21 protein-coding genes are annotated in these 17,609 nt (G+C 72.2%); 12 read left to right on the forward strand and 9 right to left on the reverse strand.

The features are described from left to right. Window positions 1–49: 49 nt before the first annotated feature. Both VMF51_RS02435 and VMF51_RS02440 read left to right on the forward strand, forming a co-directional pair. On the forward strand, window positions 50–409 hold the full coding sequence (locus tag VMF51_RS02435) for a BlaI/MecI/CopY family transcriptional regulator (protein WP_325472793.1): 360 nt from the start codon (window positions 50–52) through the stop codon (window positions 407–409). Then, window positions 406–1,365, forward strand: coding sequence for a M56 family metallopeptidase (locus VMF51_RS02440; RefSeq protein WP_325472794.1), 960 nt, complete (start codon window positions 406–408; stop codon window positions 1,363–1,365). The genes VMF51_RS02435 and VMF51_RS02440 overlap by 4 nt, the downstream gene beginning before the upstream one ends. A gap of 21 nt (window positions 1,366–1,386) precedes the next feature. Here the strand turns inward: VMF51_RS02440 and VMF51_RS02445 are convergent, their stop codons facing one another. From VMF51_RS02445 to VMF51_RS02455, 3 genes are read right to left on the reverse strand one after another with little or no spacing between them, the layout of a single operon-like run. Beyond that, window positions 1,387–2,151 (reverse strand): DUF3152 domain-containing protein, encoded by a 765-nt coding sequence (locus VMF51_RS02445; protein WP_325472795.1) that lies wholly within the window; start codon window positions 2,149–2,151, stop codon window positions 1,387–1,389. Window positions 2,152–2,154: 3 nt separating this feature from the next. Next, complete coding sequence (locus VMF51_RS02450) at window positions 2,155–2,742, reverse strand: vitamin K epoxide reductase family protein (RefSeq protein WP_325472796.1); 588 nt, start codon at window positions 2,740–2,742, stop codon at window positions 2,155–2,157. A gap of 7 nt (window positions 2,743–2,749) precedes the next feature. Continuing rightward, entirely contained in the window at window positions 2,750–3,406 is a 657-nt protein-coding gene (locus tag VMF51_RS02455; protein ID WP_325472797.1) for a DsbA family protein, read from the reverse strand. 94 nt (window positions 3,407–3,500) lie between these two features. Between VMF51_RS02455 and VMF51_RS02460 the strand changes: the two genes are divergently transcribed. Genes VMF51_RS02460 through VMF51_RS02470 form a run of 3 tightly spaced genes read left to right on the forward strand, consistent with a single transcriptional unit; the run spans window position 3,501 to window position 5,202 of the window. After that, the gene (locus VMF51_RS02460) at window positions 3,501–3,848 is read left to right on the forward strand and encodes an ArsR/SmtB family transcription factor (RefSeq protein ID WP_414689429.1); all 348 of its coding nucleotides are present in this window, start codon (window positions 3,501–3,503) and stop codon (window positions 3,846–3,848) included. Then, a complete protein-coding gene (locus VMF51_RS02465; protein WP_325472798.1) occupies window positions 3,848–4,753 on the forward strand; it encodes a cation diffusion facilitator family transporter in 906 nt (301 codons plus the stop codon). The genes VMF51_RS02460 and VMF51_RS02465 overlap by 1 nt, the downstream gene beginning before the upstream one ends. Then, window positions 4,750–5,202 (forward strand): isoprenylcysteine carboxylmethyltransferase family protein, encoded by a 453-nt coding sequence (locus tag VMF51_RS02470; protein WP_325472799.1) that lies wholly within the window; start codon window positions 4,750–4,752, stop codon window positions 5,200–5,202. The genes VMF51_RS02465 and VMF51_RS02470 overlap by 4 nt, the downstream gene beginning before the upstream one ends. A gap of 27 nt (window positions 5,203–5,229) precedes the next feature. Here VMF51_RS02470 and VMF51_RS02475 read toward each other — a convergent pair whose 3' ends face one another. Continuing rightward, window positions 5,230–5,775 (reverse strand): DUF6461 domain-containing protein, encoded by a 546-nt coding sequence (locus tag VMF51_RS02475; RefSeq protein WP_325472800.1) that lies wholly within the window; start codon window positions 5,773–5,775, stop codon window positions 5,230–5,232. Window positions 5,776–6,050: 275 nt separating this feature from the next. Here VMF51_RS02475 and VMF51_RS02480 point away from each other — a divergent pair, with 275 nt between their 5' ends. Further along, a complete protein-coding gene (locus VMF51_RS02480; protein WP_325472801.1) occupies window positions 6,051–7,421 on the forward strand; it encodes a phospholipase D-like domain-containing protein in 1,371 nt (456 codons plus the stop codon). Window positions 7,422–7,457: 36 nt separating this feature from the next. Here VMF51_RS02480 and VMF51_RS02485 read toward each other — a convergent pair whose 3' ends face one another. Together VMF51_RS02485 and VMF51_RS02490 are read right to left on the reverse strand one after the other, a co-directional pair. Then, window positions 7,458–8,093 carry a sulfotransferase family 2 domain-containing protein gene (locus tag VMF51_RS02485; protein ID WP_325472802.1) on the reverse strand — a complete coding sequence of 212 codons (636 nt, stop codon included), beginning with the start codon at window positions 8,091–8,093 and terminating at the stop codon, window positions 7,458–7,460. 4 nt (window positions 8,094–8,097) lie between these two features. Then, entirely contained in the window at window positions 8,098–9,252 is a 1,155-nt protein-coding gene (locus VMF51_RS02490) for a sulfotransferase (RefSeq protein WP_325472803.1), read from the reverse strand. Between the two features lie 194 nt (window positions 9,253–9,446). Between VMF51_RS02490 and VMF51_RS02495 the strand changes: the two genes are divergently transcribed. The 6 genes from VMF51_RS02495 (at window position 9,447) to VMF51_RS02520 (ending at window position 14,761) form a co-directional block, all read left to right on the forward strand. Next, on the forward strand, window positions 9,447–10,151 hold the full coding sequence (locus tag VMF51_RS02495; protein ID WP_325472804.1) for a response regulator transcription factor: 705 nt from the start codon (window positions 9,447–9,449) through the stop codon (window positions 10,149–10,151). Next, the gene (locus VMF51_RS02500; RefSeq protein ID WP_325472805.1) at window positions 10,148–11,548 is read left to right on the forward strand and encodes a HAMP domain-containing sensor histidine kinase; all 1,401 of its coding nucleotides are present in this window, start codon (window positions 10,148–10,150) and stop codon (window positions 11,546–11,548) included. Before VMF51_RS02495 ends, VMF51_RS02500 begins: the two co-directional genes overlap by 4 nt. Next, entirely contained in the window at window positions 11,545–12,198 is a 654-nt protein-coding gene (locus VMF51_RS02505) for a GerMN domain-containing protein (protein ID WP_325472806.1), read from the forward strand. Before VMF51_RS02500 ends, VMF51_RS02505 begins: the two co-directional genes overlap by 4 nt. Before the next feature lie 148 nt (window positions 12,199–12,346). Then, window positions 12,347–13,279, forward strand: a complete 933-nt coding sequence (locus VMF51_RS02510; protein ID WP_325472807.1) for a site-specific DNA-methyltransferase — start codon at window positions 12,347–12,349, stop codon at window positions 13,277–13,279. 10 nt (window positions 13,280–13,289) lie between these two features. Further along, a complete protein-coding gene (locus VMF51_RS02515) occupies window positions 13,290–14,399 on the forward strand; it encodes a hypothetical protein (RefSeq protein WP_325472808.1) in 1,110 nt (369 codons plus the stop codon). 41 nt (window positions 14,400–14,440) lie between these two features. Continuing rightward, entirely contained in the window at window positions 14,441–14,761 is a 321-nt protein-coding gene (locus VMF51_RS02520; protein ID WP_325472809.1) for a hypothetical protein, read from the forward strand. A 27-nt stretch (window positions 14,762–14,788) separates the two neighbouring features. Here VMF51_RS02520 and VMF51_RS02525 read toward each other — a convergent pair whose 3' ends face one another. From VMF51_RS02525 to VMF51_RS02535, 3 genes are read right to left on the reverse strand one after another with little or no spacing between them, the layout of a single operon-like run. After that, window positions 14,789–15,505: an SDR family NAD(P)-dependent oxidoreductase gene (locus tag VMF51_RS02525; protein WP_325472810.1), complete on the reverse strand. Its 717-nt coding sequence runs from the start codon at window positions 15,503–15,505 to the stop codon at window positions 14,789–14,791. Beyond that, window positions 15,502–16,971 carry a TRAP transporter large permease gene (locus VMF51_RS02530; protein WP_325472811.1) on the reverse strand — a complete coding sequence of 490 codons (1,470 nt, stop codon included), beginning with the start codon at window positions 16,969–16,971 and terminating at the stop codon, window positions 15,502–15,504. Before VMF51_RS02530 ends, VMF51_RS02525 begins: the two co-directional genes overlap by 4 nt. Next, window positions 16,971–17,603: a TRAP transporter small permease gene (locus VMF51_RS02535; protein WP_325472812.1), complete on the reverse strand. Its 633-nt coding sequence runs from the start codon at window positions 17,601–17,603 to the stop codon at window positions 16,971–16,973. Before VMF51_RS02535 ends, VMF51_RS02530 begins: the two co-directional genes overlap by 1 nt. Window positions 17,604–17,609: the final 6 nt, after the last annotated feature.

Genomic DNA, 17,609 nt, shown 5'->3' on the forward strand with positions numbered 1-17,609 from the left:
GACCTACGATGTCGCGTAGTGGGAGTCGCGCCATCGAGGAGGACGCATCGTGAAGCCGCTGGGCGAGCTGGAGGCCGTGGTCATGGAGCGTCTCTGGGCCGCTGACGGCCCGCTGTCGGTCCGCGAGGTTCAGGCCGTCCTGGCGCCCGACCGTCCGCTCGCCTACACCACGGTGATGACGGTCCTCGACCACCTGCACCGCAAGGGCTACGTCACCCGGGAGAAGCAGGGCAAGGCGTACCGGTACTCGTCGGCGACCTCCCGCGACGAGCACGCCGCCGATCTCCTCGGACAGGCGCTGGCGAGCAGCGGCGACCGGGGCGCGGCGCTGATGCACTTCGTGGGCAGGATGGCGCCGGAGGAGGTGGCCGAGCTGCGTGCCGCCCTCACCGGCCGCGACGACGCATGATCGCCCCGCTGGTCCTGGCCGGGTACGCCGTCCTGGCGGCCACCCTCGGCGCCCGGGTCCTGACCGCCGCCCCGTGGGTACGCCGCTCGCCGCGCGCCGGCGTCCTGGCCTGGCAGGCACTCACGGCGTCGGTGCTGCTCGCGTCCCTGCTGTCGGCGGTGGCGCTCGCCCTGCCGTTCCTGCCGCTGCGGTTCCCGCTAGCCGACCTGCTCGGCTCGCACCCGCCGGCCGTCGTCGCGCACTACGAGACGCCGCTGGGGGTGTGGCCCGGCATCGCGGCACTGGCCGCCGCCGCGGGCGCGACCACGGTGCTCGTCGCCACCCTGGTCGGCAGCCTGCGCCGTGTCCGCCGTACCCGTGCCGAGCAGCGCGATCTCCTTCGTCTGGTCGGCCGTCCCCATCCCGAGGGCTTCACGGTCGTCGACCACGACGAGCCGGCCGTGTACTGCCTGCCCGGCCGCGAGCGCACCGTCGTGGTCACCTCCGGGGCGCTCGCCCTGCTCACGGCCCGCGAGCGCCGGCTGGTCCTCGGGCACGAGCTGCGCCACCTGCGCGGCCGGCACCATCTCGCGCTGGCCTGGTCCGACGCGCTCGCCCGCTCGTTCGGACGGGTGCGGCTGTTCGCGCACGCGCACCGCGAGGTGGTGACGCTGGTCGAGATGACGGCCGACGACGCGGCCCACGGCCGCACCGACCGCCGGACCCTGGCGACCGCGCTGGTGGCGCTCGGCACCGGGTCGCGCCCGGAGGTCGCGCTCGGCGCCGGCGACACCGCCGCCGCCGAGCGGGTACGCCGGCTGACCGGTCCGGCCGGCGGACCGCGGTGGGGGCACACCGGGCTGGTGGCGCTGGTGGGCGCGGTCGCCCTCTCGGTGCCGGTCAGCGTCGCGCTCGCGCCGGCGATCGAGGCCGCCGCCCGCGACTGCTGCAGCCGGGTGTTCGTGGCCCGCCACTGAGCGAGTCTCCGACGTGGCGGGTCACGCCACGGTCGGCCACACGTTGCGACGGCAGCCGTCGAGGCCGTAGGTCTGCTGCTGCATGACGGGGGCCGGGGCACCGGGTTCGGGGCACTCGACATGGGCCTGGCCCAGGGCGTGCCCCACCTCGTGGTTGACGACGTAGCGGCGATAGTCGGCCACCGCGCCGGCGTAGTCCGGGATGCCCTCGGCCCACCGCACGGCGTTGAGCACCACCAGGTCGCCGTTGCGGCACGACACACGTCCTCGCGTCTCGAGAGGGGCGCACAGCCCGTCGGTGGTGGCCGGGGTGGTGAGCAGGACCCGGAGGTCGCGCTCGGCGTCCGCCCCGACGCGGGCGAACGTCGTCCCGAGCCGTCCCGTCCAGCCGCGGTCGTCCGCGAGGGTCGCCTCGACGACCCGGGCCGCCTCGGCGGGCCGGAAGGGCAGGCCGTGTTCGACCTCGACGGTGAAGCGCACCGCGGCGCCGGGGTCCGCGCCGGGCGGGGCCGGCGCGACGGCGAACGTCCCGGGTCCGCGGGTCGCGACCGGTCGGCGCGGCGGAGGAAGCCGGTCGAGGACCGCGCCGCCCAGGATCCGCTGAGCGCCCGGCGGGCCGGGCGTCGGCGGGTCTCCGACGTCCGCAGGTCCGGGGGAGGGCTGGTGGGCACCGACGCCCAGGACCGTCACGGCCGCTGCCAGCGCGGCAGCGGCGAGGACCGCCGACCCGCGCCGCGTCGTACGGCGGCGCCGGCCGGGGCCGGCCCGGTGTCTACCGGCGGCCACCGGTCACACCAGGGTCGACCAGTAGGACCAGAAGCGCTCGCCGATCAGCGCGAGCACGACGAGGAGGACGACCAGGACGACCGACGCGTGCCAGTCGCGCAGCACCCGCGTGACCGGACCGGCCGCGGCGCGAGTACCGAAGGCGCCGTGCTCCAGGTTGCGGAGGGTGACGTAGAGGAACAGGGGGACGACGACCGCCCAGACGACCATGCAGTACGGGCACAGCGCGCCGATCCGGTACAGGCTCTGGAAGACCAGCCAGCCGATCAGCACCAGGGCCAGGCTGACGCCCGCCTGCAGCCCGAGCCAGTACCAGCGGGCGTAGCGGGCGCCGGCCAGCAGTCCGGCGCCCGTGGCCAGGACGACCGGGAACGCGGCGACGCCGAGGAGCGGGTTCGGGAACCCGAAGATGGAGGCCTGGGCCGACTCCATCACCGAGCCGCAGCTGAGCACCGGGTTCAGGCTGCACGTCGGCACGTACGCCGCGTCCTGCGCGAGGCGGATCCGCTCGACGAGCAGGACGGCGGACGCGAGCAGGCCCACCGCGCCGCCGACGACGAGGCCCCAGGCCAGTGGACGCTCGGTGGTCATCGCACGGTCACCTCCCCAGCGCTTCGTCGAGGGCGGTGTCGAAGTCGCCCACCGTCTGCGGGTGGAACGGCCGACCGTCGAGGAAGAAGGTCGGGGTGCCGGACACGCCCAGGTCGATCCCGTCCTCGAGGTCGCGCTGTACTCGGGCGGCCACCTCCGCGGACCCGTAGTCCGCGTCGTACTGCGCCAGGTCGAGACCGAGGTCGTCGGCGAACGAGCGGAACAGGTCGTCGAGCGGCTCGCGACCCTCGCCCCACTCGGCCTGGGTCTCGTACATCCGCGCGTACATCGCCTCCAGCTGTCCCTGCCGCGCCGCCGACTCCACCGCGCGGGCGGCGCGCTCGGAGTTGTGATGGCCGGGCATCGGGAAGTAGCGGATCACGAACGTCACGCGGCCGGCGTACTTCTCGCGCAGGTCCTCGACGACGGGGTACGCCGCGCGGCAGCCCTCGCACTCGAAGTCGAGGAACTCCACGAGGGTGACGCCGCTGTCGCCCTCCTCGCCGAGGATGCGGCTGTCGTCCCGGACCAGGCTCGACGCCTCGGGGGTGTCGACCACGACCGGACCCTCGTCGTCGCGCAGTTGGCTGGTCAGGAGCACCGATCCCAGCGCCACCACGATCACGACCAGCACCGCCAACGCGGCCTTCGTCTGCGTCCGCACCCTCGCTCCTTCGCCACTGATGTACTACGACGAATAGTAGCAACGGGCCGTGCCTCGCTGGACCAGTCGTCCCGTCGGCACCTAGTATCGGTGCATGACGATGAAGACGCTCCGTGCCGATGAGTCGCCGGAGCCGGTCCATGCTGACGACCTCGAGGTGTCCTCGGCGCTCTTCCGGGCGCTCGGCGAGCCCGCACGACTGCAGATCCTCGTGCACCTCCACCTCGGCCCGCACCGGGTGACCGACCTGGTGGCACACCTCGGTCTGGCGCAGTCGACGGTGTCGCAGCATCTCGCCTGCCTGCGCGACTGCGGGCTGGTGGAGTCGCGTCCGCAGGGGCGGGCATCGTTCCACTCGCTGGTGCCCGGCGTCCCCATCGACGCGCTGCTCGTCGCCGCGGGTGCCGTCACCGCGGTGGCCGACCGGACCGAGGGGCACTGATGGGCGCGGGTCACGGCCACGGGCACCCCGGCGCCGGCGGGCGCCACCGGTGGCGGCTGCTCCTCGCCTTCGTCCTGGTGGGCTCGTTCTTCGTCATCGAGCTGGTCGCCGGTCTGCTCGCGGGTTCGCTGGCCCTGCTCTCCGACGCGGGGCACATGGCCGCCGACGTGGTGGCGCTCGGCGCCGCCCTGGTGGCGACGAAGGTGGCGACGCGGCCCGACCGCTCGGGTCGGCGTACCTATGGCTCCTACCGGGCGGAGGTGTTCGCCTCCGGGTTCACGGTGCTGCTGATGCTCGGGGTCGCGGTCTACGTCGTGGTCGAGGCGATCGGGCGGATCGGGGAGTCCGTCGAGGTGCACGTCGGGCCGATGCTCGTCGTGGGTGCGCTCGGACTGCTGGTCAACGTGCTCTGCCTGGTGTTGCTCCGGGCCGGCGCCCGCGAGTCGATCAACGTCAAGGGCGCCTACCTCGAGGTCGTCGCCGATGCGGCCGGCAGCGTGGGGGTGATCGTGGCCGGCGTGCTCGTCGCGGTCACCGGCGCGGGTGCGTGGGACACCGTCGTCGCGGTCGCGATCGGCGCCTTCGTCGCGGTCCGGGCGGTGCTGCTGGGCCGCGAGGTCCTCGCCGTACTGGGCCAGCACGTCCCGCAGGACGTCGACCTCGACGCCGTCGTCCGCGACCTGGAGGCCGTGCCGGGCGTCGCGGAGGTCCACGACCTGCACGCCTGGACGCTGACCTCGGGCATGAACGTCGCCACCGCCCACCTCGTGCTGCGCGTCGGAGCCGACTCGCAGGTCGTGCTCAACCAGGCCCAGGCCACGCTGCGGGGGCGGCACGGCATGGACCACGCCACGCTCCAGGTCGAGGCCAACCCCGCCCGCGAGTGCCACGAGGCGACCTGGTGACGCCGCGTCGACCCGTCCGGGTTCCGCCGGTCGCGGTGTGCGTGGCCGCCGGGGTGGCCCAGCGCGCTTTCGGCCGCGGCGGTCGGCCGCACCCGATCGCGGCCTCCGCTCTGGCTGCAGCGTCGGCCGGCGTCCTCGTCGCTCCAGTGGTCGCCTTCCGCCGGCACGGCACCACCGTCGACCCGCGTGCCGGCGCTCGGCCCGCCGCGCTCGTCACCGGTGGCGTCAACGCGATCACGCGCAACCCCATGTACGTCGGGATGGCCGGGCTGCTGACCGCGCAGGCCGTGGCGCGCGGCCGGGTCGCTGCCCTTCTGCCCGTCGTCGCGTTCGTCGGCTGGATCGACCGCGTCCAGATCGAGGCCGAGGAGCGCGAGCTCGCCGCGACCTTCGGGCCGTCGTACGACTCCTATCGCCGAAGCGTGCCGCGCTGGCTCGGTCGTCGGTGAAGGCGGCAGTGGGAATGGCCGAACGCTCTAGACGCCGGGGATGGGATGGAACGGGCCGGCCGCCGCCACTGCCTTCTCGCCGATGCGGACGGCAGTGAAGGCCTCGACCATCGCCATGCCCACGGCCCACATGCTGGCGTCCTCGTCGTCGGCCTGCACGAACAGCGACATCAGGTCGTCGGGAAGGTCGACGTCGTCGGGGTCTTCCGCGTCGTACATGTCGACGGTGGCGACGAGCGCTCCGTCGCGGGCGCAGGTGAACGCATTGTCGTCGTTCACGTTCCAGAAGATGCTGGCAGCCGGTCCCAATCGGGACAACCGTCCCAGCACGGGCTCGAGCGAGCCCTGGAAGCCGTTGAGCTCGAGGGCGACGACTCCGCCGGGTACGTCGTGCACGGCGACCGTCGCGGTGTACTTGTCGTACCCGTAGGCGTCGTCCCGGCCCAGGCTGATCGACGTGTCCGCGCCGAAGGCGGCGAGGACCTCCTGACCCGTCGCTCCCGCGACTGCGGTGACACACGCGGCATCCGAAAGCGCGTCGTCGATCCACTGGTAGGCGGTGGGATCAGGCATCTGGTGGGGACTCCTCGTCGGCGGTGCCGGTGGGCGGGCGAGGGCCAGAAGATACCGGCTCCATGTCCAGACCGCCGTGGAGGCTGCGCCGCAACTGCTTCGAAGAGTGCCGACCCGACGTCGGGGTCGTCGTACTCCGCTCGCGTCACCATCACCTCCCAGACCACCGCTCCCAGTCCGGAACGCTCGCGACCGGGCATCGGGCCGTGTGTCATTTCCGTGACATTGGCGGTGTGGCCGCAGGATCTCCGGTCCCGCCGGGTAGTTTCGAGCGGGTGCCACAGCCGATCTCCCCCCTGCTCTCGCGCCCGCGCTCCCCGCGTGCGGCGACCTTCCGAAGCCGTCTCGTGCTCGTCGTCGCGGCGGCCGTCGCCGCCGTCGTCCTGGTTCCCGTCGCCCCGCCCGCCGAGGCCGCGCGCAAGGGTGGGTGGCGTCCGACGCCGGGAGTGAAGTTCAACGTCCCGCGGGTCGGGGGAGAGCGCCAGTTCCGGCTGGAGCGGCAGGTGATCGCGGCGGTCCGGCGGGCCAAGCCGGGCTCGACGATCAAGATGGTGATGTTCTCCTTCGACCGGATGCCGGTCGCGGACGCCCTGATCTATGCCAAGCGCAAGCGCAAGGTGCACGTGCAGGTGATCGTCAACGGGCACGAGTTCCCGGCGGCGCAGCGGAAGCTCCGCAAGGCCCTCGGCAGCAAGCGGAGCAAGAGGAGCTTCTTCTACCAGTGCAAGGCCAGCTGTCGGGGTCAGGGCGACGTCCAGCACAGCAAGTTCGTGCTGTTCTCGCACACTGGCACGGCCAAGAACGTCGTCATGCTCGGCTCGCTGAACATGAAGCTCAACGGCGCGCTCAACCAGTGGAACGACCTGCTGACCCTGAACAACAAGCGCCGGATGCACGCGACGCTCGACAAGATCTTCCGCGAGATGAAGCGCGACCGGCTCGCGAAGCGCCCCTACGTCGTCAAGGTGATGGGCAAGTACAAGCTGATCGTCCTGCCGTTCCCGCGGGACAAGGCGGCGACCAAGCGCACCCGGTGGACCCCGTCGCGCGACCCGATCTCGCGGCTGCTCGGCCGGGTGAAGTGCACCGGTGCGAGGACGAACACCGGGCGCACGATCATCCGGGTCAACATGCATGCCTGGGACAAGGACCGGGGGGTGATGATCGCCAACCGGCTGCGCAACCTCTACGCGAAGGGCTGCGACGTCAAGATCATGGTGGGGTACGCCGGCGGCCGGGTCCGCGACGTCTTCGCCAAACCCACCAAGCGCGGCCTGATGCCCACGCGCAGCACCGGCTTCGACACCGACGACGACGGCGAGATCGACCTCTACAGCCACACCAAGATCCTGCTGATCAACGGCAACTACGACGGCCGGCGCGGCCGGAAGGTGGTCGTGACGGGGTCCAGCAACTTCCAGAACGGCGGCCAGTACGGCGACGAGCTGATCCTGCGGGTCTTCGACAACAAGCTCTACCGCAAGTACGCCGACAACTGGGGCATGGTGTGGCGCTCGCACACGCACGGCTTCTCGTGGGGCGGCTCCGGGATGACGTCGCGCAGTGCGATCGCCGGCCGGTGGATGATGCCGCGCCTGTACGCCGACGACCTGGGCATCGACAGCGAGGAGTGGCGCGACGAGTGACCGGGGCCGGTCTCGTCGGGAGACGCTTCGCGCGGTTCAGGCCTCGGGCAGCGAGTACCCGAACCGCGTGAAGTCCTCCTCGTAGAGGTCGGCGACGAGCTCGGCGACGGCGGGGGAGATCTCCACCGAGGAGCTCGGCGGCCCCGATCGCTTCTTGCTGTGCGAGGAGTGCGGGATGGCGGTGTCGAGGCCGAGGCCGTACCGCTCGTTCAGGTCGGCCACGACGGCGCCCAGCCCCTCCTCCAACCGATAGATCCGGGCACCCGGGAGCTCGAACTCCCACTGCGGCCGCAGGTGGTTGTCGTACACGAAGGGGTTGGCGCGATACGCGCCGAAGGCCTGGAAGGCCCAGCGCTCGACCGAGGTCGCATCCGTCCGGGGGTCGCCGATGTTCCGCATGACGTACTCGGACCGGAACCGGTCGAGAGGGTGGCGGGTGACCAGGAACGCCACGTCGAGGCGCTCGACGGCCACGAGCTCCTGCAGGATCGTGGCGTGGTAGTGCTGCGGTGAGCAGCGCAGCACCGGGAACAGCGTGGGGTCGCTGCGGCGCGTCGCCCGGAAGTGCGTCTCCCAGCCGGCCCGGCGGAAGAGCCGCTCGATGCTGGTGCCACCGGTCTTGGGGACGTGGGCGAACAGGACGGCGCGTCCCTCACGAAGGAAGATCGGCACAGGGTCACTCTCTGGGTCGGCGGCGGAGTCGTCGGGCGAGCTCGTCGATCAGCTGGCGGGCGGTGTAGGAGTCGAGTCCCGCCGGCGGCTGTGCGGGTCCGTGCGTCAGGGCCGAGCGGAACAGGGCATCGGCGATCCGCCCCGCCGAGTCGACGCTGACCTGGTGGGGCGGGGCGACGTCCTCGGGGTGGTGGGCGGGGTCGGAGTAGAGGTCGCGAAGATCTCCGACGACGCTCGCCGCGGAGTCCTCGACGGCGGCGATCCAGTCCCGGGTGTACTCGTCGGCTCGCTCGGCCGCCCACCGGGGGGTGCGGATGGGATGTGGGCTCAGGCCCCTGAGCTCGCGCAGGGCGTGCTTGCCGCTGGAGCCGGCGGTGAACATCCAGGTCGCGTGGTCGCCGCCGGCCCGGGTGTAGGCCAGGTTGAAGGCGCGCAGCATCTCCGCCTCCGGGTACGGCGTCGAGGCGTTCGTGAGCTCCTCCTGCTCGACCAACGTGCGGTCGGGTACGCCGAGCAGGCGTTCGAAGGCGCGGAGGTGGAAGGACCGGTCGCCGGGCCGGGGTACGACGAAGATGAGGCGGTCCTCGCCGAAGACCGAGCCCCACTCCTCGACGACCCGGCGCAGGCTGAACCGGTGGAGGTCGGGCATGCGGCGCTTCCGCCTGACCTGCACGACCCCGTCCGCGGAGACGGCACCGAACTGCCGGTTCAGCCACGTGTCCAGGGACTCGGTGCCGCGGCGACGCAGGGTCTCCTGCCACTGGGACGACAGCAGCGGTGCGAGTGGGCGCAGCGTCAGGACGACGTAGGTGTCCGCGCCGAGTCGCTCGGCGAGCAGCTCGATCCGTTCGGGCCGGGCCTGGGAGAGCGTCTCGCTCGACCAGAGCGTCGCGCGGGCCTCGGAGGTCCGGAATGCCTCGGCCAACTGTTGCCACCGCTCCTCGCGGCGGTCGGGCCAGAAGGGCGGGAGCGTGCCCGCCGCCGCGAGGGCGGTGCGCATCTCGTGTCGTCCCCGGCCCATCATCCGGACCCCGTGGTCCGCCAGCCGTGGGCGGGCCTCGTGCAACGCCGCCTGCAGTGCGGTGGTGCCGGTCTTGGGCATGCCGATATGGACGATCCTCGATCCGTCGGGCAGAGCGGTCGGGGTGCTGGAGGGCATCGGTCTCTCGTGGGACGTCTCGCGGGCTGTACACGAGCGCTCACGTGCCGGCGGGCCGGGGAACGCTCGGCGGTCGATTCTGGCGGCGACGCGTGACGGTCGGCCCGTCGAGAACTTTGCAGTTGCATGACAATCCCGGTCGGCCGACGGCGCGCGGGGTGGCCTCGTGCGGGGGTCGGCTATCGTCGATCGGGATGACGAGGCTCCTGGTCCTGGAGGACGACGACGGTCTCCGTTCGTCCCTTCGTCTGGTGCTGGAGGACGAGGGCTACGACGTCGTCGAGGCCGCGAAGGCCGAGACCGCGCTGACCCTGATCGAGGCGCCCGGTGTCGATCTGATGCTGGTCGACCTCATGCTCGGCGGGATGGACGGGTTCTCGTTCATCCAGCGGGCCCGCCCGCGGACCGAGGCCCCGATCGTCGTCATCAGCGCCAGGGACGGCGTCGCCGACATCGTCGCCGCCCTGGAGGCGGGCGCGGACGACTACGTCACCAAGCCCTTCCTGGTGGAGGAGGTCAAGGCGCGGCTCAAGGCCCTGCTGAGGAGGCCGTCCCTGGGCGGGACCGACGGACGAGGCACGGAGGACGCGTTCGTCCTCGACAGCGTGGACGGGCCGCTGGTCTTCGATCGTGGTGCCGCCGTCCTGACGCGCGGGGACTCGGAGATCCACCTGACGCACACCGAGTACCGGCTGTTGAGCGTGCTCGCCGAGAACGCCGGCCGGGTCCTCAGTCGGAGCTCGCTGCTCGAGCACGTGTGGGAAGGGGGCTTCTTCGGGGACGAGCGCATCGTCGACGTGCACGTACGGCGGCTCCGCAAGAAGCTCGAGTCCGAACCGAGCAGGCCGGCGACCCTCGTCACGGTCCGTGGACTCGGCTATCGCCTCGTCGTGCGGTGAGACGCCTCGAACGAGCCCGCGGGCTGCGGTCCACGGTCACCCTGGCGTTCGCCCTCGGCGCGCTCGTCCTCTCCGTCGCGCTGGCGCTGGGCACGTACTTCGCCGCCCGTCACCAGCTCGTCGAGTACCGCGAGCGGACGGCCACGCGCCAGGCGTTCGCCGACGCCGCGCTGGTCCGCGACAGCCTGCTGACCTCGGGTGCGCGCGTCAGCGACGTCCTCGGGTCGATCTCGCCACCGGCGGGTGCCTCCATCTACGTACGCCGCCACGGCACCTGGTACTCGTCGTCGCTGGACAGCGGCGGACCGGAGACGACGGCCGAGGTGCAGGACATCGTGTCCGACGGGGGAGTGGGCGTCGCGTGGACCGAGGCGACGAGCCCCCACGCCGTGGTGGTCGGGATCCCGCTGCCGGCCGTCGACGCGGAGTACTACGAGGTCGCAGCGGCGGAGGAGCTCGAGCGGACCCTGTGGGCGCTGAGGCTCGCGCTGGGCATCGGCGCCGCGCTCACGACGGTGGGCGGGGCGCTGCTCGGACGTGCCGCGAGTCGCCGGGTGCTGGCACCGCTCCACGAGGTGACCACCGCGGCGGTCCGCGTCTCGGACGGCGACGTGACCACGCGGCTGCGCGACACCGACGACCCGGATCTCGCGGCCCTCGTCGGGGCGTTCAACAACATGGTCGACGCCGTGCAGGACCGGATCGAGCGGGATGCCCGGTTCGCGGCCGACGTCAGTCACGAGCTCCGGACGCCGGTGACGACGTTGACGACGAGCCTCAGCCTGCTCCAGCACGCACCGGACCTCTCGCCCCGGTCCGCGAGCGCCGTCCAGCTGATGGCCGACGAGCTGACCCGGTTCCGCCGCGCGCTGGAGGACCTCCTCGCGCTCGGGAGGCTGAACGCGGGTGCCCACGACGCCCCGCCGTCCGCGATCGACGCCCGCGACCTCGTGGGCCAGGCGCTGCGCGCCACGGGCCGGTCGGTCGACCTGCTGTCCGATGAGCCGCCGGCGCCGGGCGCGGTGGTCCTCGTCGATCGCCCGCAGGTGCTGCGCGCCCTCGCGAACCTCTTCCAGAACGCCGACCTCCACGGCGGCGGCCTGACCGGCGTCCGGGTGGTCGAGACGGCGGCGTACGTCGAGGTACAGGTGGAGGACCGCGGCCCCGGTGTGCCGACGGCGGAGCGACGACGGATCTTCGAGCGCTTCGCCCGGGCCGGAGGACAGAAGGCGGGAACCGGGAGCGGACTCGGCCTCAGCATCGTCGAGGAGACGATGCGCAACCACCACGGGGACGTCTGGTGCACCGACCGCCCGGGCGGCGGCGCGGTCTTCGTGCTGCGGCTGCCGGCCGTCAGGGGCGTGCCCTCCGACAGCACCGGGGAGGAGCCCCGATGACCGGGACCCCGCGGAGGCGGCGCCGCGCGGCCGGCGTCCTGGGAGTGATCGCCGCCGTGCTCCTGTCCTCGTGCGGATTGCCGGGGGAGGGGAACGTGCGCCGCGTGGACGACGACGTCGTCCCGTACCGGCTCCTGGAGCCGGCGTCGTCGCAACCAGGAGTGGGTGACCGCCGCGGGCGACCACGGCGGCAGCCGCTGATCTTCTGGCTGCTCCCGGACAGCCGCCTCGTGCCGGCCGTCGTCCCGGCCACGTGCGAGGAGCGGCCGTCCGCCGTGGTCACGCGTCTCCTGCGCGAGCTGGCCGCCGGCCCGCGGGACGACGCGCGCGCCGCGGGTCGCTCGACCGCCCTGCCGCCGGAGTCGACGCTCGTGCTGCGCCGGGTCCGGGACGGCGTCGCCGAGGTCGAGGTCGACCCGGAGACGGCGATCAGCGCGGACCGACTCCCTGCGGCCGTGGGCCAGGTCGTCCTGACGGCGATCTCGACCAGCGGCGTCCGGGCCGTGCTCTTCGTCAACGGCGGCACACCCGTCCGGGTGCCGTTGCCGGGCGGCGCTCTGGTCGACCGACCGGTCACCGCCGCCGACTACAAGGAGCTCCTGCCGGCCTGGTTCCAGCACTTCCGGGAGCCGGGCTGCTCCGAGCGGTGACGGGGTCCCCGTACGTCGGATATCGGCAGGATCCGGCTGCGTGCACCGACGGGACGAAGGTCACTGTCGGTGCCGTACGGCACGGTGTCACCGTCAGCGCGTCGTACGACGGTAGACATGTCTCGTGCGGGAAGAAGGAGGACCAGGAGTGAGCAACGTCCGGCCACTGCCGACAGCCGAGCCGCGGACGCCGGTCGGCAAGGCGCACCCGCCGTTGGACCTCGACGAGCTGCTCGCGCAGGGGGTCATGCAGGGCGACGCGGCCAACCTCCTCCCGCGGCTCCGGCCCGACTCGGTGGACCTCTTCTTCACGTCGCCGCCGTACGCCGACCAGCGCGCCTACTCGCGCATCAACCCCGACCGCTACGTCGACTGGTTCCTCCCGCACGCTCGCGCGATGCTCGAGGCGTCCACCGAGACCGGCTCGATGGTCATCAACATCAAGAACCGGGTCGCGGCATCCGGCAGCCTCCGGGGCCAGCGCCACCCCTACGTCTACGAGCTCGTCCTGGCCCTCCAGCACCTGGGCTGGCGCTGGATCGAGACCTACATCTGGGCCAAGCCGAACGCCATGCCCGGCAGGTTCGGCACGCGCACGAAGGATGCGTTCGAGTACGTCTACCACTTCGCGAAGGGCACCCCGCACTTCGACCTCGACGCCGTGCGCGTCCCCTACAAGGCCGACCAGGCCGAGATCGACCGGCGCAAGAAGGACTCGCTCGGCCGACGCTCGACCGAGGCAGGGTTCGGCCGCGACCGCACCAAGACGTACCTGAAGGGCGGCGCCGACCCCGGCAACGTCGTCTCCGTCCCGCAGACCTACAACCAGCACAAGGGCGTCGCGCACACCGCCGCCATGCCCGAAGGTCTGGCGGAGTTCTTCATCCGCTGCATGAGCCCCGAGAACGGCCTCGTCATCGACCCGTTCGCCGGCTCGGGCACCACGGTGACGGTCGGGCGACGTCTCGGGCGCCGCGCCGCCGGCTTCGAGCTCCACGACGAGTACGCCCGGGAGGCCCGGCGCCGCATCGCCGCGGACGTCGCCGACGACCTGCCGGGCGAGGCCGTCGTCCTCGGCTAGGGTCCCGCGCATGCCCACACCGGACCAGACCGTCGCCGCCGTCACGGACAGGACGACGTGGGACGCGCGGGTGGCCGCCATCCGTCTCGTGCCTCAGCACCACGGCACGGGGGAGCACCAGGAGGTCTACGCCAGCATCGCGCGCGAGCTCTACCTCCCGCACCTGGCGCCGGACTTCGCGTACTACTTCGAGCCGGACTTCTACACCCACGACCACTTCCAGCGGGTGTACGACGTGGCCGAGAGGGCGACCGGCAGATTCACCCAGGTCGACGAGGACCACCTCACGTCCGTCATCGCGGACCACCCGCAGACGCTCCTCGTGTTCAGGTCGATCACCGGCCTGCTGAAGAACGAGCTCGCGCACGCCACCAAGATCGTCGCCGAGCGCGACGGCGCCGGCGGGGCCGTCTCGAGCGCCAAGGTCGACTCGATGGAGAAGTCCGGCTCGACGACCTCCCAGCAGCAGGCCCGCCTGATCGCCCGGACGCTGGGCGCGCTGATGGACGGCACCCTGTTCGGGGCACCGCCCGTGCCCGAGGTGAAGCTGAAGCAGCAGAAGCCCGACTCCGCAGGAGGCTGGGCGTCCGCCGCCGGGTTCGCGTCCCAGGGCGTGCCGTACGCCACGTTCCTGCACCAGCGCCACTACGGCGGGTCGTTCCGGCAGGTCCTGGACGCGACGAGCAGCGAGCGTGGCAACCTCATCGAGGACGCCGTCGAGGAGCTGGCGGTGCGCGAGGGCATTCCCCACATCCGCACCGGCTCGCACAACCAGTACGAGCCGCGTGACCGGTTCGGCATCGTCGTGACCCCGGCTCCCGACTTCGTCTTCTTCGACGACACCGGCACGGTGCGCGCGATGATGGAGTGCAAGGGGGCCAACGACGGCGGCACCGCCCGCGACAAGGCGCTGCGCTTCAAGACGCTCCGCGACGAGGCCCAGCGTCTGGGCGGCATTCCGCTGATCGCCGTGCTCGGCGGCATCGGCTGGGCGCGCGTCAACGACACCCTCGGACCGGTCGTGCGCGACACCGAGGGCCGGGTCTTCACCCTGGGCAACCTCGAGGAGATGCTCGACGTGGCGCCGTTCCCCCAGCTCCGGGGCCTGGCGACCCCCTGACCGCCCGCGGGGGCGCACCACCTCCGTCCTACGATGCGGCGGTGACGGTGGACAGCTCGCTCTTCGGTGACGACGACCCGACCGAAGTTCCGGCGGCCGCTCCGACGGAGCAGCCCGGCGTGCCCGACTGGCAGGTGAGACAGCTGCGCGAGGCGCTCGACCGTCAGGGGCTGGAGTCCATGGAGGATCGTCAGCGCCTCGTCGAGGAGGTCACCGGCCGCCCCGTCGCGTCCTTGCGTGCTCTCACCTCGGCCGAGGCCCGTGCGCTGGTCGAGGCGCTGGCGGCTCGCCGGCCCGCCCCACGCAGCACGGGCTCGAGCTGGGACGACCGCGACGAGGACACCTGGATCGACCGGCTCTGAGCACGCCGTAGGGGCGCGCTCGAGCGCTCACCCCTGCAGGACGTGACCCCCGTCGACGGCGAGCTCCGACCCGGTGCAGTACGACGACCCGGGTCCGGTCAGGAACGACACCGCGCTCGCGACCTCCTCGGGCTCGGCCCGGCGCGCCATCGGCTGGCGGGCGAAGACGGCGTCCGAGAGCCCGTCGGTCATCGGCGTCCGCACCGGTCCGGGATGCACGGAGTTCACCCGGACTCCGGTGCCGGCCAGGTCCTGGGCGGCGGCCTTGACCATGCCGCGCACGCCCCACTTGCTCACGACGTACGCGACCTGGTTCGGCTTGGGGATCAGTCCGGCGACCGACGAGACCGCCACGGCCGATCCGGCACCGTGCTCCCGCATCAGCGGGAGCACGTGCCGGAAGGCGAGGAAGGTGCCCACCAGGTTGACGTCCTGGACGACGCGGAAGTCCTCCAGGGTGCAGTCCTCGATCCCGCCGAAGCGGACGATGCCGGCCGACGTGACCAGGGCGGTGACCGGGGCACCGTCGGCGCGGAGGTCGGCGACGAGCGAGGTCCAGTCGTCCTCGTCGGTCACGTCGAGGTGCCTCGAGCCGACCCCGGCGGCCGTCGTACCCGGGTCCGGGTCACGGAGGTCCAGGCTGAGCACCTCGAACCCGTCCTCCGCGAGCCGGCGGGCGCAGGCGGCCCCGATGCCGCTTGCCCCGCCGGTCACGAGGGCCAGGCCGAGCCCGGCCTCCGTCACTTCATCAACCCGGGGAGCCAGAGCACGTAGTCCGGGAAGAAGACCAGCGTCAGCGCGAAGGCGATGGTGATCGGGTAGAACCACGAGATCCCCTGGATCACCTCGCCGAGCGTCATCTTCACTCCGGCGTCCCGGGCGATGCGGTGGACGATGTACATCAGGATGCCGACCGGAGGCGTGAGCACGGCGAGCTCGCCCATCAGCACGGCGAAGACGCCGAAGACGATCGGGTCGACGCCGAGCGACATGCCGATCGGCAGCAGCACCGGCACGGTCACCAGCATCATCGGCACCGGGTCCATGAACGTGCCCAGCAGCAGGTAGATGACCAGCACCATCAGCATGAAGCCGACGGGGCCGGTGTCGGCGCCCTCGAGGAAGTCGGTGAAGGCGCTCGGCACTCCGCTGACCGCCATGAAGCGGGCGAAGATGTTGCCGCCGATGATGATCAGGAAGATGCTGCCGGACGCGATCACCGTGGTGCGCAGCGCCGGACCGATGGAGCTGACGAGGGTCGCGGGTCCCTTCACGAACACCACCATGATCGCGGCGGCGAAGGCACCGAAGGCGCCCGCCTCGGTCGGCGTGAAGATCCCCAGGTAGAGACCGCCCAGCACGACGCCGACCAGCACCACGACCGGCCACAGGCCCGCGGCGGCCCGCGCCCGCTGCCCGATCGGGAGCCGGTCGCCGTCGGTGCGGGGAGCCAGGCGCGGGACCATGAGCACGAGCGCGACCATCATGACGGCGTACGCCACGTGCAGCAGGACGCCGGGGAGCATGCCGGCCATCAGCTGCTGGCCGACCGGCACCTCCGCCATCCCGGCGTACACGACGAGCAGGATGCTGGGCGGGATGAGCTGGCCACCGGTGCCGGCCATCAGCACGGCGCCGGCCGCGAAGCGTCGGTCGTAGCCCGCCTTGACCATCTCGGGGATGCCGGTGCGGCCGAGCGAGTAGACGATGCCGGTCGTGGAGCCGCTGGCGGCACCCATCGCCGCGCCCGCGAAGTTCGTGCTGATCGCGAGACCGGCCGGAGCGCGGCCGACGATGGCGCGGACCGCGGTGAAGATGTCCGCGCCGATGCCGCTCTTCTCCAGCAGGATGCCCATGAGCACGAACATCGGGATGACGCTCAGCGTCCAGCTGCTCGTGCTCGACCAGGCGACGTCGTGCAGGCTGTTGATCGCGCCCGCCGTCTCGCCCGTCATCGCCCACAGGCCCAGGAGCCCCACGACGGCCAGCGCGATGCCGACCGCCACGCGCAGGAACATCAGCCACAGCAGCAGGATCATGGCGGCGCCGGCGATGTTCATCGGGGTCGCGCCGCTGAAGAGGACGAAGACGCAGTAGGCCATGACCAGGGGACTGGTCAGGACGAAGATCGACGCGAGACGTCGGGATCCGCGGCGGGGCCGGCGGGGCTCCTCGGTCGCGTCGGTGGTGGGCTCGGCCACGAGGGTCATCACATGCTCCTCAGGTCGGTCTGGGGATCGGGGGTGTGCTCGCGGTGCGCGCGCTCGTGCTCGAGGTCGGCGGCCGAGACCTCCGTGGGCCCGCCGCGGACCAGGTCGACGGCGGTCAGCACGCAGGCGATCGTGAAGCCGGCGAAGCCGAGGGGGACCAGGAACCGGAACGGCCAGATCGGCAGGTGCCCGATGGGGGCGTACTCGCCGGCCTCCATCTGCTCGAGCGCCTCCTGCCAGCCGTACCAGGCGAACAGGGCGCCGACGACCGCGACCGCGAGGACGACGACCACGTCGACGACCTGGCGCAGGCGACCGGGCACGGTGTCCATCAGGAAGTCGACCTGGATGCGGCCGTCGTACCGCTGGGCGAGGGCGATGCCCGTGAAGGCGATGGCGGTCATGAACCACGACGCGACCATGTCGTTGGCGCCCTTGACGCCCGAGCTGGCGATGTAGCGCAGGGCCACGTCGACGAGGACGACCCCGAGGAGGGCGAGCACCGCCAACCCGCCGAGGACGGCGTAGAGGGTCCACAGGGCGTCCGCCACGCGGCGTACGCCGCTGCGCGGTTCGTCGGCGGCCTCGCTGCGCGTGGGTGCCGGTGACTCCGGCGGGCTGACGGTGCTCACAGCTTG

The sequence above is a fragment of the Nocardioides sp. genome (genome assembly GCF_035503875.1).
Lineage (GTDB): Bacteria > Actinomycetota > Actinomycetes > Propionibacteriales > Nocardioidaceae > Nocardioides.

Excerpts from the sequence above, each read along its gene's own strand:
- VMF51_RS02440 (WP_325472794.1), top strand. The coding sequence starts at position 406 with ATGATCGCCCCGCTGGTCCTGGCCGGGTACGCCGTCCTGGCGGCCACC.
- VMF51_RS02450 (WP_325472796.1), bottom strand. The coding sequence starts at position 2,742 with ATGACCACCGAGCGTCCACTGGCCTGGGGCCTCGTCGTCGGCGGCGCG.
- VMF51_RS02460 (WP_414689429.1), top strand. The coding sequence starts at position 3,501 with ATGACGATGAAGACGCTCCGTGCCGATGAGTCGCCGGAGCCGGTCCAT.
- VMF51_RS02465 (WP_325472798.1), top strand. The coding sequence starts at position 3,848 with ATGGGCGCGGGTCACGGCCACGGGCACCCCGGCGCCGGCGGGCGCCAC.
- VMF51_RS02475 (WP_325472800.1), bottom strand. The coding sequence starts at position 5,775 with ATGCCTGATCCCACCGCCTACCAGTGGATCGACGACGCGCTTTCGGAT.
- VMF51_RS02490 (WP_325472803.1), bottom strand. The coding sequence starts at position 9,252 with ATGCCCTCCAGCACCCCGACCGCTCTGCCCGACGGATCGAGGATCGTC.
- VMF51_RS02495 (WP_325472804.1), top strand. The coding sequence starts at position 9,447 with ATGACGAGGCTCCTGGTCCTGGAGGACGACGACGGTCTCCGTTCGTCC.
- VMF51_RS02505 (WP_325472806.1), top strand. The coding sequence starts at position 11,545 with ATGACCGGGACCCCGCGGAGGCGGCGCCGCGCGGCCGGCGTCCTGGGA.
- VMF51_RS02515 (WP_325472808.1), top strand. The coding sequence starts at position 13,290 with ATGCCCACACCGGACCAGACCGTCGCCGCCGTCACGGACAGGACGACG.
- VMF51_RS02530 (WP_325472811.1), bottom strand. The coding sequence starts at position 16,971 with ATGACCCTCGTGGCCGAGCCCACCACCGACGCGACCGAGGAGCCCCGC.